The following is a 13,933-nucleotide window of genomic DNA, read 5'->3' as shown; positions in this document are numbered from 1 at the left end:
GCGGCCTTATAGGGCGGCGCGGGCGCGATGGGAAGCGATCAGCGCAGAGCTGGCCAGCATCAGGCCGGAGACCGTGGCGATCATGCCAGAGGCCGACAGTGTGAAGGGCAGGCCCACCCAGAGCGGCGCATAGCCCGCCAGGATATAGCCCAGAAGCGCCGAGGCGACGGCGAAGCCGAGCGAGGCGATGAGTTGCGACGGCAGGGTGCGGGTCAGCAGCCGCGCCGAGGCGGCGGGGCAGATCAGCATGGCGATGGTGAGGATCGAGCCGACGGCCTGAAACGCGGCGACAGCGGCCAATGCCGTGGCGGCGGTCAACCCCGCGCGCAGCCAGGCCACGGGAATGCCCTGGGTCTGCGCAAACACCGGGTCGAAGGTGGCGAGCACCAGCGGCCGCCAGACCAGCCGCAGCGCCAGACCCAGCCCCGCCGCGATCAGCGCAAGGCGCCAGAGCTCGGGCGGGGCAGCGCCCAGCCAGATCAGGCTTTCCAGATTGCCATAGAGCGCGTGTTCGACATCAAGGTGCACGCCCGAGGTGCCGGTGGTCTCCAAGAGCACCACACCCAGCGCGAACATCGCGGTGAACACCACGGCCATCGCCGCCCCCGGCTCCATCTGCGCGCGGCGGGTGACGAATTCGATCAGCAGCGCAGAGAGACCTGCGGCGGCAAGGGCCCCTGCCCCCATCACCACGCCGCTGCCCGACCCGGTCAGCAGGAAGGCGGCGACGATGCCGGGCAGCACCACATGGCTCATCGCATCGCCCAGCATGGCGCGGCGCGACAGCAGCAGGAAATTGCCGGGCAACACGCAGGCGATGGCGGCGAGTGAGGCGATCACCATCGGCGGCAGCGAGAGATAGAGAAATTCATCCATCGCGGTGGCCCCGCAGCAGCAGCGTCAGGGCAAAAACGCCTGCCGCCAGCAGCACGATGACCGGGCCGGTGGGCAGGTCGGGCACCGAGGCCGAGATCGCGGCACCGACATAGCCGCAGGCGGCCCCGATCAGCGCCGAAAGCGTGGCGGTGCCGGTGACGGTCGTGCTCCACAACCGTGCGGTGACGGCGGGGGTGACCAGCAGCGCCACGATCAGGATCAGCCCGGTCACGTTCAAGCCGACCAACACCACCGCCAGCACCAGCGCCATCAGGGCGGCATCCATCCGGCGCGGGTTGACGCCCATCATCCGGGCATGCAGCGGGTCAAAGGCGACCATGGCGAGCGGGCGGCGCAGCGCCCAGAGCGCGCAGCTGACCGCAAGACCGCCAAAGCCGATCACCAGCGCGTCGGCGCGCAACATTCCGGCAGTTGAGCCCAGCAGCACGGTTTCCAAGCCCGCCGGGCGGCCGGTGCCAAGGCCCTGAATCAGCGTCAGAAGCACAATGCCCGCGCCGTAAAAGCTGGCCAGAACCGCGCCGGTGGCCGCATCTTCGTGCATCTGCCGCGCCAGCCGCTGCACCGCCCACAGGCCCGCCGCAGCGGTGAGGGCCGCGCCCAGCATCAACCCGGGCAGAAAGCGGCCATCGCCGCCCAGCGCCACCATGGCCAGAAACGCCAGCCCGATCCCCGGCAGCGTGGCATGGGCCATCGCATCCGACATCAGCGACCGGCGGCGCAGGGTCAGAAACGCCCCCGCAGCCCCTGCCGCAGCCCCCAGAAGCGCGGCCCCGAGGCTGACCAGCACGGAATTGTACCCGCCTTGCAGCAACAGGGCCTGCCAGATCATGCGGCAGAGCTCCCGGTCGGGTCCAGCATCAGCGCGGGACCGTAAGCCTGCGCCAATGCGGCGCGGGTAAAGGTCTCGGCCACCGGACCTTCGGCCAGCGTGCGGCGGTTCATCAGCAGAACCCGGTCGAAATAAGCGGCCACGGTGGTCAGGTCGTGATGGACGGCGATGATGGTGGCCCCGCTGTCGCGCAGCGATTTCAGCACCGTGATGATTGCAGATTCCGTGGCGGCATCGACCCCGGCAAAGGGCTCGTCCAGCAGGAACAGGTCTGCCCCCTGCGCCAGAGCGCGGGCCAGAAACACCCGCTGTTGCTGGCCGCCCGACAAGGCCCCGATCTGGCGGCGGGCAAAATCCTGCATGCCGACGCGGGCGAGGGCCGCCATGGCATGCGCCGCCATCCGCCGGTCGATCCGGCCCAGAAGGCCGGTCTTGCGGTAGCAGCCCATCAGCACCACGTCGATCACCCGGACCGGAAAGCTCCAGTCCACCGCCGCGCGTTGCGGCACATAGGCAATGCGGGGCATTGCTGTCGCGACCGGTCCACCAAAAGCTTTGACAGTGCCCTCGGCTTCGACCAACCCCAGCACCGATTTCAGAAAGGTGGATTTGCCTGCCCCATTGGGGCCGATGATCGCGGTCATGCTGCCGGTGGGAAAGCGCGCCGTTGCACCATCCAGCGCCAGCACATCATTGTAGCGCAGGGTCAGCCCCTGCACCTGCAGCGCGTCGTCCTTTGCCGTGTCATTCCCGGCCTGCATCAGCCATCTGCTCTCCGCATCCTCAGCCATCTGACCCAAGCATCCCCATCGCGCCGCGTTCCGGTGCCTCGCCGCCCAGCGCGCGGGCGATGGTGGTGGCGTTGTGATCCATCATGCCGGCCCAGGTGCCCTCATAGCTGCCCTCCGGACCCATTGCATCCGAAAACAGCTCGCCACCGATGCGGACTGTGTGGCCCTTGGCCGCCGCCCCCTCGATCAGCGCACGCAGGGCGCGGTCCGAGACCGAGCTTTCGACAAAGACCGCCGGCACGCGCCGGTCGACCAGCAGATTGACCAGTTCGGCGATGCGCGACAGCCCGGCTTCGGATTCGGTGGAAATGCCCTGCACCCCCTCGACCTCCAGCCCGAAGGCACGGCCGAAATAGGCAAAGGCGTCATGCGCGGTGACCAGCAGCCGGGACTCGGCCGGGATCGTGGCCAGCACGTCTTTTGCATAGGTGCCGATGGTATCAATGGACGCGCGGTAAGCCGCTGCTTTGGCTGCAACATCAGGAGAGAACGGGGCAAGTGTCGGCTCCATCGCCTGCGTGACCTGCGACCAGAGGCCCGGGTCAAACCAGACATGCGGGTCGGGGCGGTCGGGATAAGCGGGATCCGACAGCAAAAGGTCAGCAGGCAGGGCCTCGGCCACCGCCAGCACGGTGGCGTTCTGCGCCAGCCCGGTCATCAGCTTGGCAAACTGCGCCTCAAGGTTCAGCCCGTGCCACAGCACCAGATCGGCGCGCGACAGGGTCAGAATGTCGTTGCGGGTCGGCCTGTGGCCGTGCGGGTCCATCCCCGGCCCGATCAGCGCTGTCACCGGCAGCCCGGTCATCGCACGGGCGGCGTCAGCGATCATCCCGGTGGTGGCCACGATGGCGGGGGTGTCGGCAAGGCCAAGCCGGGGGGCCAGTGCCCCCGCCATCAGCCCCAGAAACGTGCGTCGCGCCAGCATGAAAATGTATCCTGAACAGGGGGATCCGAGACCGTCAAGATATGCGAATTAGTCGCAATGTCAATCTGATTGCGAATGATTCTCAAATTCTGGGGCGTGAGGGAGACTCTGGCGGGCTTTCGCGGCCCCCCGATTGCCGCTAGACAGACGAAACGTCCTCGATGGGAAGACTGATGCCCGCCCCCCGCCGCAACACGCGCCAAGACTTTACCCTCATGGCCATTGGTCAGGCCGGTCGCCTGCAATATGAGGCGATCCTGCTGGCAGGCTCGCTGCGGCTGACCAATCCGGATTTTGCAGGCCAGCTGGTGATCTGCGAGCCGCAGCCGGGGCCGCTGTGGACCACCGATCCCCGGATGAGCGCCGCCGCGCGCGCGGCGCTGGAAGGGTTGGGCGCAACGGTTGTGCCGTTCGAGTCGCAGGTGTTCGGGCAGGCCTATCCCTATGGCAACAAGATCGAGGCCCTCGCTGCCCTGCCCGACGCGCCGTTTCTGTTTCTGGACAGCGACACGCTGATCACCGGCGATCTGGCCACATTGGACCTCGATTTCGCCCGCCCCGCTGCCAGCATGCGGCGCGAGGGCACCTGGCCCCGGCTGGAACTGTACGGGCCGGGCTACGGGGCGATCTGGAAATCGCTCTATGACCGCTTTGGCCTGGATTTTGCCGCTTCGCTGGATCTGAGCCAGCCGGATGAATACTGGCAACGCTATCTCTATTTCAACGCCGGCTGGTTCTTTCACGACAGCCCCCGCCGCTTTGGTGCACGGTTCCTGTCCTATGCGAAATCCATCCGCAACGACCGCCCGCCCGAACTGGTGCTGCAGGAGCTGGACCCCTGGCTGGATCAGGTGGCGCTGCCACTGGTGATCCAGTCCTTTGGCGGCGGGCGGCCCGGCCCGGGCCTTGCCGGGCTGGATGGCGATGTGACCTGCCACTACCGCACCCTGCCGCTGCTCTATGCCCGCGAAAGCGACCGCGCGGTCGAGGTGCTGGAGGCCGTGGCGAAAGATCAGCCGCTGCGCCGGGTGCTGCGCGATTATGCCCCGGTCAAGTCCATGGTCTACCAGAATCAGGGCCGCCGCGCCCGTGCCCTGTTTGACCGCGCCAACCTGCCGCACCGGGAACAGGTGATCCGCAACACCCTTAAGCGCGAAGGCCTGTGGCTGCGCTGACGCCAAAGCACCCCCTGCATTGCAGCTTTTCCAAATACTCCCCGCGGAGCGTCCGGCAGTGGCCGCAGGAGCCTCCGGCGGGAGTATTTGGAAAGCTGCAATGCAGGGGCTGTATCTTGAGATCTGAGTACAGAGCAGCGGTTGATGGTTGCGGCGATCCCCGGTAGCGTTCCGCCGGAACCATCAAGGGGGGACACCAGATGACCGATACACCCGGCTACGGCTTTGACACGTTGGCTATACATGCGGGGGCCGAGCCTGACCCGGCCACCGGCGCGCGGCAGGTGCCGATCTACCAGACCACCGCCTATGTGTTCCGCGATGCGGATCACGCGGCCAAATTGTTCAACCTGCAAGAGGTCGGGTATATCTATTCCCGCCTGACCAACCCGACCGTGTCGGCGCTGGCGAACCGGGTCTGTGCGCTGGAGGGCGGGGCCGGGGCGGTCTGCTGCTCGTCAGGCCATGCGGCGCAGCTGATGGCGCTGTTTCCGTTGATGGGGCCGGGACTGAACATTGTCGCCTCGACGCGGCTCTATGGCGGAACGCTCACGCAGTTCAGCCAGACCATCAAGCGCTTTGGCTGGTCGGCCAAATTCGTCGATTTCGACGATCTGGCGGCGCTGGAGGCGGCGGTGGATGACAACACCCGCGCGATATTCTGCGAGACGATTGCCAATCCGGGCGGCTACATCACCGATCTGGATGCGATTGCCGCCATTGCCGACAAGGTCGGCCTGCCGCTGATCGTGGATAACACCACCGCCACGCCCTATCTGTGCAAGTCGATCGAGCATGGCGCGACGCTGGTGGTGCATTCGGCCACCAAGTATCTGACCGGCAACGGCACCGTGACCGGCGGCGTGGTGATTGATTCGGGCAAGTTCGACTGGTCGGCCAGCGGCAAGTTCCCGTCTTTGTCCGAACCCGAGCCTGCCTATCACGGGCTGGCCTTTCACCCCGCCCTCGGGGCGATGGCCTTTACCTTCCACTCCATCGCCGTCGGTCTGCGCGATCTGGGCATGACGATGAACCCGCAGGGCGCGCATTACACGCTGATGGGGATCGAGACCCTGTCGCTGCGGATGCAGCGGCATGTCGAAAATGCAATGGCGGTGGCCAAATGGCTGGAGGCTGACCCGCGGGTCGAGATGGTCACCTATGCCGGGCTGGAGAGCAGCCCTTATGCGGACCGCATCCCGCGGATCTGCCCCAAGGGCGCGGGGGCGCTGTTCACCTTCGGGCTGAAGGGCGGCTATGACGCTTGCGTCAAGCTGATCGACAGTCTGAAGCTGTTCAGCCATGTCGCCAATTTGGGCGATACCCGCAGCCTGATCATTCATCCGGCCTCGACCACCCACCGCCAGCTGTCCGAGGCGGATCAGGTCAAGGCGGGGGCGGCGCCGAATGTGGTGCGGGTGTCGATCGGGATCGAGGATCTGGCCGACATCATCGCCGATCTGGATCAGGCGATGGACAAGGCGACACAGGGGGCAACCGCCTGAAATATAACTAAATCTGCCGGGCGCGGTGTGAAGCGCGCCCGGCAGATTATCAGCGGTTACTGAGTGATTTCAAACACCACGGTCACCGATGCGCTGGTGGCGACTTCGCCCGCAGCCATCGGCACGGCCCCTGCGGCATCGGCGGATTGGCGGAACATCGGTTGCGGTGGCATGTAGCCGCCGCCCTCGGTGATCGACACGATCGGGCCGAGCGTGGCCCCGGCGGCTTCGACCAGCAGGGTGGCACGGGCGCGGGCGTCTTCGACGGCGGCCTTGCGGGCGGCGTCCATCGCCGGGCGCGGTTGGGACAGGCCAAAGCTCAATCCGTTCAAGGTGTTGGCCCCGTCCTGAATGGCAGCGTCAAGCACCTGCCCCAGACCGGCAAGGTCGCGGATCCGCACCGTCAGCTGGTTCGAGGCGGTGTAGCCGTCGATGCGCTGACGCTGGCCGCTGTCATAGCTGGTCCAGTTCGGGTTGATCGATAGATTGGTGGTCTGCATGTCGCGGTCACCCACGCCCGCCGCTTTCAGCCGGGCCATCACCGCGTTCAGCCCTTCGGTATTGGCCGCCATCGCGGCGGCCGCGGTGTCGCCGGTGGTGGTCACGCCCAGCGACAGGGTGGCGATGTCGGGAATGCCATCAATGACGCCCTCGCCGGTCACGGTGATCTGGGGGACCGGTGGGGTCTGGGTCTGGGCATAGGCGCTGGTCAGGGCCGTGGCCGACAAGAGCGAAGCGATCAGGGCGGCTTGCAGGATACGCATGGTGTCTTCTCCAATTGGTGCGATCAGTTTCCAGACATGGAACGCGGGCCGCAAGCCGATCCTTGGCGATCACGGGGCTTTTTCTTCCCTTCGGCGGAAAGCTGCTGTAGGAAAGACTTAGCCCGCAAGGAACGGTTCCCGCACCTTGTTTCCTCATGCTAGATGCCGGACATGAAACCGAGTTTTGCCCTGAACCTGACCGAAGACGGCATCACGCTCCTGCACCGGACGTCTCGGGGTTGGCTGGATGTCGGAACCGTGGCCTTTGCCGACCCGGATATGGGGGCGGCGCTGGACTATCTGCGCTCCACCGCTCTGGGCCTGTCGCCAAAGGGGATCACCACCAAGCTGATCCTGCCGGAATCGCAGATCCTGTATCTGGAGGTCGAAGCCGCCGGGCCGGATGACACCACCCGCCGCGCGCAGATCGAGGCGGCGCTGGACGGGCGCACGCCCTATGCGCTGGATGAGCTGGCCTATGACTGGATGGGGGACGGTCCGACCGTCACCGTGGCGGTCGTCGCGCGCGAGACCTTGGCCGAGGCTGAGGGTTTTGCCACCGAGCACCGGTTCAACCCGCTGTCCTTTGTCGCCAATCCCGAGCGCGGGTTTGACAAGGAGCCGTTCTTTGGTCCGTCGGCGCTGGCCCCCAGCCTGTTAAAAGGCGGCGAGCAGGTCGAGGCGGATGCCGAGCCGGTGACGATCATCGCGCGCGAGATGTCGCAGGCGGAAGCCGCAATTGAGGGGACGGTACAGGGTGCTGGCCCCGGTCAGCCCGAACCGGAGATGCCTGAACCGGACCTGCCGGAACCGGAGATGCCTGCGCCCGTTACACCCGCGCCAGAGCTGCCGGAACCTGCCGCATCAGAGCCGGAAGTTCCTGCGCCAGATCTGCCGGAACCGGCACAGCCGGAGCCCGAGGCGCCAGAACCTGTGGCACCCGAGCCTGTGGCTCCTGCCCCGGCACCACCTGCCCCCGCGGATCCTGTGCCTGCACCGCCCGCCCCCGAGCTGCCGGAGCCTTATCGGCCAAAGCCATCCGTGCCGGAAACGCCGGTTGAAATCCCGGCGCCTGAACCGGCACCTGCGCCGCAAATGCCCCCTGCACCTGCCCCGCGCTCCGAGCCGATGCCGGTTTCAGACCCGATACCGCAGCCACGCCGGGAACCTGCTGCACCGCCCTCGCCCCTGCCCCCGGCCTATGATCCGGTGCGGCCCCGCACCACAATGGCATCGCCGGTAAACCTTGCCGCTGAGGATGAGGCCGAGGCGCCGATGGCGGTTGATGTGCCGCAGGACGATGCTGCAGATGAGGGAAGCGTACCCGCCGCTGCACGGCCTGCGCAGGATTTTGCCAAAACGGAGTCTGGCAAAACGGAGTCTGGCAAAGCAGAATTTGGCAAAGCAGAATTTGGCAAAGCAGAGTTGCTGAAGCCGGATACGCGCATGCCCGAGACGGGCAAACCTGATGGTTCCGGTTCCGGCGCAGATGATCTGCCGCCGCCGCTGTCTTCGGCGGCGATGATGGCGTTTTCCACCCGCCGCCCGGCAGAGGGTGCGGCCCGCCCGCTGGGCGCGGCTGCTCCGTCGGCGGCACGGCCCGAGATCCGGCCCGAAGCCGCCGCTGCACGGCCTGCAGCGCTGTCGGCCTCGCGGTCGGTCGGCACGGCCACCAGCCCGGCGGCAGGACCGGGCGCAGGGCAAGCGTCAGCGGCCAAGCCGCTGGTCGACCGCCCCGCTGCGGCGCGTCCGGTGCCGAAATTCAGCTATGACGACCCGATGCCAGCGCCCAGCCGGATGCCCGGTGATCCGCCGGCGCCGCCTGCGTCGGTGATGAACAAGGCCAGCAAAGGCCTTCGCAGCTTGGGCAACATGGTCACCGCGCCCAGCATTCCCGGCACCCGCAAGAAAAAGCCCGTGCCAAACGCGGGGCCCCCGGCTGCGACGACCGTGGTAAGACCCGCTGCCGCCGCCTCGACCCTCGCTCCGGCGTCAACCCTTGCGGCCCCGCTGGACGGCTCCCCCGCCAAGGCGAGTGTGTCGGCTGCCGCGCAATCACTGGCGCGTCAGAAACCTGTGTCGCCCGATGCACTGGCCAAGGGGCTGAGCGCGCGCGGCATGCCCCAGCGTGGCAAGCCGCGCTATCTGGGGCTGATCCTGACCGGCATCCTGCTGTTGTTGCTGGCCATTGTTGCGGCCTGGTCATCGTTTTATCTGACCCGGTCAGATGAGGCGGCAAATGACGTGCAGGTCGCCGGGTTCGAGACCGGGATTGATGACGAGGCGATTGCCGATGGTCAGCTCCCCGGCGACGAGGGCGTGCTACAGGCCGATCTTCAGGACTCCGCCGATCTGCCGGTGAATGTTGACCTGACTGATCTGGACCTGGACGCGCCGGATGAGGCCGTCGCCGATGTGGCGGCCCCAGAGGTGCCGGATGAGGTTGCGGCAGAGGTGCCCGCCGAGCCAGCACCGCAGACCGGGGTGCAGGATGTTCTGGCCGCCGCCACCCAGCCTGATCCGGCGGCGCAGGATGAGATTTTTCTGGCCGGAATGGACGCACCGCCCGCGTTGAGCGATCCGTTGCTGCTGACCGCGCCTGCCGCCAGTGGCGATTCGCCCCCCGCCGAGCAGATGCCGCCACCGCCCTTTGGCACAGTCTATCAGTTTGACGAAAACGGTCGCATCGTGCCGACTGCCGAGGGCATCGTGACCCCCGAAGGGGTGATGCTGATTGCCGGAAAGCCAGCCCGCGTGCCTCCGCCACGCCCGGCTGCCGCGGTGGCAGCGGTCGCCCCCGCCGAAACTGCTGCTGAGTCAGCCGCAGCGGCGGTCGCCGATGCTGTGGCACAGGCGGTAGCGCCAGAGGCCGGGGCACCTGCGGCTGATGGCGCAGTCCAACCCGCCGAGACCTTTGCCGCCGATCCGGCCTTGTCCGCCGCGCGCCCGCGTCTGCGTCCCGAGGGTTTGGCCCCCGAGGCGGTCAGTGACGACGACGCCTCGCTCGCCCCTGCCGAAGACAGCCGCTTTGCAAGCCTGCGCCCACGCCTGCGCCCGCAAGCCATTCTGGCGGCGGGTGAGGCGGCCCGGCAGGCATCCGAGGCGGCATCGCTGGCGGTGAATATGGCGGTGGCAGAGGCGGCTGTGGCCAGTGCCGCTGACGCGAACCTCAGCCCGCTGGCGGTTTCGGTGTCGCGCGTGCCCGCTCCACGCCCCCGCGACATGAGCCGCGCGGTCGAAGCTGCCGTCGCCGCGGCAACCCGCCGGGCCGAGCCAGAGGTGGTGGCCTCGACCGCGGCCCCTGCGGCGCGTTCGCAGCAAACCGATGAAGCGGATGACGAGCCGGAAGTAGCCTCAGCCGCGCCGCGGATTCCGACCAAGGCAAATGTGGCCAAGCAGGCGACATTCGTGAATGCGCTCAATCTGGGCAAGCTCAACCTGATCGGGGTCTATGGCACCCAGTCCAAGCGCTACGCGCTGGTGCGCCAGCCCAATGGCCGCTACCGCAAGGTGCGGGTCGGCGACAATATTGATGGCGGCCGGGTGCAGGCGATCACCGCATCCGAAGTCCGCTATCAAAAAGGCGGGCGGATGCTGGCCCTGAGCATGCCGAACGGCTGATATGTCGCCGGTCAGCCGCCGCTGACCCCGGCCTCGGCAAAGGTGACCATACCGGAATGGCAGGCCACCGCCCCCTGAACCACGCCCAACGCCAGCGCCGCGCCCGACCCTTCGCCCAGACGCAGGCCCAGATTCAGCAGCGGCTCTTTGCCCAGAGCGGACAGCAGACGGCCATGACCCGCTTCGGCGCTGACGTGCCCCGCGATGCAATGGTCCAGCGCGCCGGGTTGCGCGCGGTCCAGCACCAGTGCGGCCGCGCAGCAGATGAAACCATCCAGCACCACCGCAATCCGCTCTGCCCGCGCGCGGGCGATGGCCCCTGCCATGGCTGCAATCTCGCGCCCGCCAAGGCAGCGCAGCACCTGCAGCGGGTCTGACAGCACGGCGGCATGGGTGGCAAGGCCCGCCCGCACCGCATCGGCCTTGCGGGCAAGGCCGTGATCATCCACGCCGGTGCCCCGCCCGACCCAATCTTCGGGCGCGCCACCCAGCAGGGCGGCGGCGATGGCGGCGGCAGAGGTGGTGTTGCCGATGCCCATCTCGCCGGTCACCAGCAGATCGGCCTTTGGGTCAACCGCATGCCAGCCCGTGGTCAGGGCGGCGACAACCTCAGCCTCGGTCATCGCCGGGCTTTCGGTGAAATCGGCAGTGGGACGGTCCAGATCCAGCGCATGAACGGTCATCGACGCGCCGTAAGCGCGGCACAGCTGGTTGATCGCGGCCCCGCCGTGGCGGAAGTTGGCGACCATCTGCACCGTCACCTCGGGCGGAAAGGCGGAAACCCCGCGGGCGGCAATGCCGTGGTTTCCGGCAAAGATCACCACCTGCGGCGCACTGGCCTGCGGTTTCTCCCTGCCCTGCCAGCCGGCCAGCCAGATCGCCAGCTCCTCCAACCGGCCCAGAGAGCCCGGTGGCTTGGTCAGTTGCCCGTTACGCGCCGCAGCCGCCGCACCTGCGGTGGCGTCGGGCCCGGGTTGCGCGGCCAGAACGGCGCGAAAGCTGTCGAGCGTGGGAAAGGGCGCGGTCATGTCAGGTTCCTGCGTTGCAAGGTGTTGGGGCCTTGGCTACAGACTGGGCGCAGGAGTTTCCAGCCGGGAAGGGACGCGATGACCATTAAACGCGACAGGCCGGTGTGGATTCTGGCCGATCTGGCCTCGGCCTTTGGCTTGCTGAGCCGGTTGCCGTTTCCGCAGACCACACATCACCGGCCACAGGCCTGCTGGGCATGGCCGTTGGTGGGGCTGGTGGTGGGAGCATTGGCGGCGGGCTTGGGCTGGGCGGCGATGGCGCTTGGCCTGCCGGTCGGGCTGGCGGCGGCGCTGGTGCTGGCGTCGGGGGCCATGGCGACGGGCGCTTTGCATGAGGACGGGTTGGCCGACACTGCCGACGGGCTGTTCGGCGGCTGGACCCGCGAGCGGCGGCTGGAGATCATGAAGGACAGCCATATCGGCAGCTACGGCACGCTGGCGCTGCTGCTGGTGACGCTGGCGGCGTGGTCAGCGCTGGGGGCGCTGCTGAGTGCGGGGGCTTACGCTGCGATTGTCGTGGCGGCGGTGCTGTCGCGTGCACCGATGGCACTGATCATGGCGCTGCTGCCGCAGGCGCGGCGCGGCGGTCTGTCGCATTCGGTGGGGCAGCCGCCGGTCAGCGTGGCGCTGCTGGCGGCGGCTCTGGCCTTGCTGATCGCGGCACCGCTCGGGCTGGTGGCCGGGGCGATGGCCGTGTCTGCGGCGGCAGCGGGGCTGGCGGTGGCGCTGCTGGCGCGGGCGCGGATCGGTGGGCAGACCGGCGATATTCTGGGGGCCAGCCAGCAGATGGCGTGGCTGGCGGCGCTGTCAGGGGCAGCGGCCCTGCTGACATGAAAAAACGGCGGCCGATGGGGCCGCCGTTTTCTGTCAGAACAGACGTGGATCAGGCCGCGCGGCTGACCAGAACGTCATCGACGGTCTTGGCAGCGGAGCCTGCATCGACACCGGACACGGCAGCGACTTCACGGGTCAGGCGCTCCAGCGCGGCCTCATACAGCTGACGCTCGGAATAGGACTGTTCGCGCTGGTCGTCGCTGCGGTGCAGGTCGCGGACCACCTCGGCAATCGCCATCAGATCACCGGAGTTGATCTTTTGCTCATATTCCTGCGCACGGCGCGACCACATCGCCCGCTTGACCTTGGCCTTGCCCTTCAGCGTGTCCAGCGCCTTGGACACCACATCGGGGGCGGACAGGGCGCGCATGCCGATTTCGGTGGCCTTGTGGGTGGGAACCCGCAGCGTCATCTTGTCCTTTTCGAAGGTGATGACGAACAGCTCCAGCTTGAACCCGGCGATTTCCTGCTCTTCGATGGACATGATCTTGCCCACGCCATGAGCGGGATATACAACGAATTCATTCGGGCGGAACTCGGGTCTTTTGGACTTGGTCATTCAGTCGCTTCCTAATAGCGGAGGCCCTCTGGCGACAAAAGAACCGCCCGGACATGATCATGTCCGGCGATGCGATGACTATTGTCACTAGAATTCCCACCTCAGGCGAGCAGCGCTGAGCAGGGTGTCAGGCGTCCATGATTATTTGTAACGATTGTATATCACAAAATTCACCTGATTCCAACTGCCGCAAATCCGCGTCAGACGGCTAACTTGACCTGAAATCATTGAATTTTCGCAAGCCATGCCGAATCAGCATGGCGGCTGTGTCGAATCGGGTGGCACGAAGGCGTCAGCTGCCTTCGCCGGGCGCTTCCGAGAAATACTTGTCGCGCTTGTCTTTCTCGCCATCCCGCGCCTCGGCGTCCGGCATCGGGTCTTTGCGCACCGTGATCACTGGCCACATTTCCGAATATTTGCGGTTGAACGACACCCATTCATCCATGTCCGGCTCGGTATCCGGGCGGATCGCGTCGGCCGGGCATTCGGGTTCGCATACGCCGCAGTCGATGCATTCATCGGGATGAATGACCAGCATGTTCTCGCCTTCATAGAAGCAGTCCACCGGACAGACTTCGACGCAGTCGGTGTATTTGCAGGCGATGCAGTTATCAATCACCACATAAGTCATCGGATCAGGCCCTTGGATTGGTCGGGTCACTAGCTAGAGCAAGCGCCGGGATCATTCAAGCGCCTCTGGTGCCACATGGGGGTCGAGGTCAAGATAAAGCTCTTGCGCCTCGGCGGCGGGGCCACGACGCAGGCCAAGCGCCTGCACCCTGATCACCCGGATCTGTGCGCCTTGGGCAAAGGTCAGCACATCGCCGATGCAGATGCCGTGGCCGGGTTTCTTGGTGCGCTGGCCGTTGACCCGGCAATGGCCGCTTTCGATCACTTCGGCAGACAGGCCGCGCGATTTGAAAAACCGCGCCTGCCACAGCCATTTGTCCAGCCGCAGGCGCGGCTGGGTGTCGGGCGCGGGTTTTGCCCCCGGCCCGGCCAAGC

13 protein-coding genes are annotated in these 13,933 nt (G+C 66.8%); 4 read left to right on the top strand and 9 right to left on the bottom strand.

The genetic code is table 11. The annotated features are described in order from the left end of the window. Positions 1-6 precede the first annotated feature (6 nt). From J2X53_RS03520 to J2X53_RS03505, 4 genes are read right to left on the bottom strand one after another with little or no spacing between them, the layout of a single operon-like run. Positions 7-876: a metal ABC transporter permease gene (locus tag J2X53_RS03520; protein WP_349036069.1), complete on the bottom strand. Its 870-nt coding sequence runs from the start codon at positions 874-876 to the stop codon at positions 7-9. Beyond that, positions 869-1,726, bottom strand: coding sequence for a metal ABC transporter permease (locus tag J2X53_RS03515; RefSeq protein ID WP_349036068.1), 858 nt, complete (start codon positions 1,724-1,726; stop codon positions 869-871). The genes J2X53_RS03520 and J2X53_RS03515 overlap by 8 nt, the downstream gene beginning before the upstream one ends. Next, positions 1,723-2,487, bottom strand: a complete 765-nt coding sequence (locus tag J2X53_RS03510; RefSeq protein ID WP_349036302.1) for a metal ABC transporter ATP-binding protein — start codon at positions 2,485-2,487, stop codon at positions 1,723-1,725. The genes J2X53_RS03515 and J2X53_RS03510 overlap by 4 nt, the downstream gene beginning before the upstream one ends. Before the next feature lie 22 nt (positions 2,488-2,509). Then, entirely contained in the window at positions 2,510-3,442 is a 933-nt protein-coding gene (locus J2X53_RS03505; protein ID WP_349036067.1) for a zinc ABC transporter substrate-binding protein, read from the bottom strand. A 173-nt stretch (positions 3,443-3,615) separates the two neighbouring features. Between J2X53_RS03505 and J2X53_RS03500 the strand changes: the two genes are divergently transcribed. Beyond that, complete coding sequence (locus J2X53_RS03500) at positions 3,616-4,617, top strand: hypothetical protein (protein ID WP_349036066.1); 1,002 nt, start codon at positions 3,616-3,618, stop codon at positions 4,615-4,617. A gap of 200 nt (positions 4,618-4,817) precedes the next feature. Further along, a complete protein-coding gene (locus J2X53_RS03495) occupies positions 4,818-6,122 on the top strand; it encodes an O-acetylhomoserine aminocarboxypropyltransferase/cysteine synthase family protein (protein ID WP_349036065.1) in 1,305 nt (434 codons plus the stop codon). A 56-nt stretch (positions 6,123-6,178) separates the two neighbouring features. On the opposite strand, the gene J2X53_RS03490 is transcribed toward J2X53_RS03495, so the two are convergent. Beyond that, positions 6,179-6,886, bottom strand: a complete 708-nt coding sequence (locus J2X53_RS03490; protein ID WP_349036064.1) for an SIMPL domain-containing protein — start codon at positions 6,884-6,886, stop codon at positions 6,179-6,181. 171 nt (positions 6,887-7,057) lie between these two features. Between J2X53_RS03490 and J2X53_RS03485 the strand changes: the two genes are divergently transcribed. Next, positions 7,058-10,507: a hypothetical protein gene (locus J2X53_RS03485; RefSeq protein ID WP_349036063.1), complete on the top strand. Its 3,450-nt coding sequence runs from the start codon at positions 7,058-7,060 to the stop codon at positions 10,505-10,507. A gap of 11 nt (positions 10,508-10,518) precedes the next feature. Here J2X53_RS03485 and cobT read toward each other — a convergent pair whose 3' ends face one another. Next, positions 10,519-11,535 carry a nicotinate-nucleotide--dimethylbenzimidazole phosphoribosyltransferase gene (gene cobT, locus J2X53_RS03480; RefSeq protein WP_349036062.1) on the bottom strand — a complete coding sequence of 339 codons (1,017 nt, stop codon included), beginning with the start codon at positions 11,533-11,535 and terminating at the stop codon, positions 10,519-10,521. 78 nt (positions 11,536-11,613) lie between these two features. Here cobT and cobS point away from each other — a divergent pair, with 78 nt between their 5' ends. After that, positions 11,614-12,369 (top strand): adenosylcobinamide-GDP ribazoletransferase, encoded by a 756-nt coding sequence (gene cobS, locus J2X53_RS03475; RefSeq protein WP_349036061.1) that lies wholly within the window; start codon positions 11,614-11,616, stop codon positions 12,367-12,369. A gap of 49 nt (positions 12,370-12,418) precedes the next feature. Here the strand turns inward: cobS and J2X53_RS03470 are convergent, their stop codons facing one another. The 3 genes from J2X53_RS03470 to J2X53_RS03460 all read right to left on the bottom strand — a co-directional run bounded on the left by J2X53_RS03470 (position 12,419) and on the right by J2X53_RS03460 (position 13,931). After that, positions 12,419-12,928 (bottom strand): CarD family transcriptional regulator, encoded by a 510-nt coding sequence (locus J2X53_RS03470; RefSeq protein WP_100197925.1) that lies wholly within the window; start codon positions 12,926-12,928, stop codon positions 12,419-12,421. Between the two features lie 292 nt (positions 12,929-13,220). Beyond that, positions 13,221-13,559: a ferredoxin FdxA gene (fdxA, locus tag J2X53_RS03465; protein ID WP_349036060.1), complete on the bottom strand. Its 339-nt coding sequence runs from the start codon at positions 13,557-13,559 to the stop codon at positions 13,221-13,223. 51 nt (positions 13,560-13,610) lie between these two features. Continuing rightward, the gene (locus J2X53_RS03460) at positions 13,611-13,931 is read right to left on the bottom strand and encodes an RNA-binding S4 domain-containing protein (protein WP_349036059.1); all 321 of its coding nucleotides are present in this window, start codon (positions 13,929-13,931) and stop codon (positions 13,611-13,613) included. Between the last annotated feature and the right edge of the window lie 2 nt (positions 13,932-13,933).

Origin of the sequence: Pseudotabrizicola sp. 4114, from assembly GCF_031457365.1 — a bacterium.
In the GTDB taxonomy this organism is placed as follows: Bacteria; Pseudomonadota; Alphaproteobacteria; order Rhodobacterales; family Rhodobacteraceae; genus Pseudotabrizicola.
Note: the sequence above shows the minus strand (reverse complement) of the source record. Positions and strands in the feature narration are given on the sequence as shown.

Bases quoted from the DNA above. Each gene is read 5' to 3' on its own strand.
- J2X53_RS03520 (WP_349036069.1), bottom strand. From the start codon at position 876: ATGGATGAATTTCTCTATCTCTCGCTGCCGCCGATGGTGATCGCCTCA.
- J2X53_RS03515 (WP_349036068.1), bottom strand. From the start codon at position 1,726: ATGATCTGGCAGGCCCTGTTGCTGCAAGGCGGGTACAATTCCGTGCTG.
- J2X53_RS03510 (WP_349036302.1), bottom strand. From the start codon at position 2,487: ATGCAGGCCGGGAATGACACGGCAAAGGACGACGCGCTGCAGGTGCAG.
- J2X53_RS03505 (WP_349036067.1), bottom strand. From the start codon at position 3,442: ATGCTGGCGCGACGCACGTTTCTGGGGCTGATGGCGGGGGCACTGGCC.
- J2X53_RS03500 (WP_349036066.1), top strand. From the start codon at position 3,616: ATGCCCGCCCCCCGCCGCAACACGCGCCAAGACTTTACCCTCATGGCC.
- J2X53_RS03495 (WP_349036065.1), top strand. From the start codon at position 4,818: ATGACCGATACACCCGGCTACGGCTTTGACACGTTGGCTATACATGCG.
- J2X53_RS03490 (WP_349036064.1), bottom strand. From the start codon at position 6,886: ATGCGTATCCTGCAAGCCGCCCTGATCGCTTCGCTCTTGTCGGCCACG.
- J2X53_RS03485 (WP_349036063.1), top strand. From the start codon at position 7,058: ATGAAACCGAGTTTTGCCCTGAACCTGACCGAAGACGGCATCACGCTC.
- cobT (WP_349036062.1), bottom strand. From the start codon at position 11,535: ATGACCGCGCCCTTTCCCACGCTCGACAGCTTTCGCGCCGTTCTGGCC.
- cobS (WP_349036061.1), top strand. From the start codon at position 11,614: ATGACCATTAAACGCGACAGGCCGGTGTGGATTCTGGCCGATCTGGCC.
- J2X53_RS03470 (WP_100197925.1), bottom strand. From the start codon at position 12,928: ATGACCAAGTCCAAAAGACCCGAGTTCCGCCCGAATGAATTCGTTGTA.
- fdxA (WP_349036060.1), bottom strand. From the start codon at position 13,559: ATGACTTATGTGGTGATTGATAACTGCATCGCCTGCAAATACACCGAC.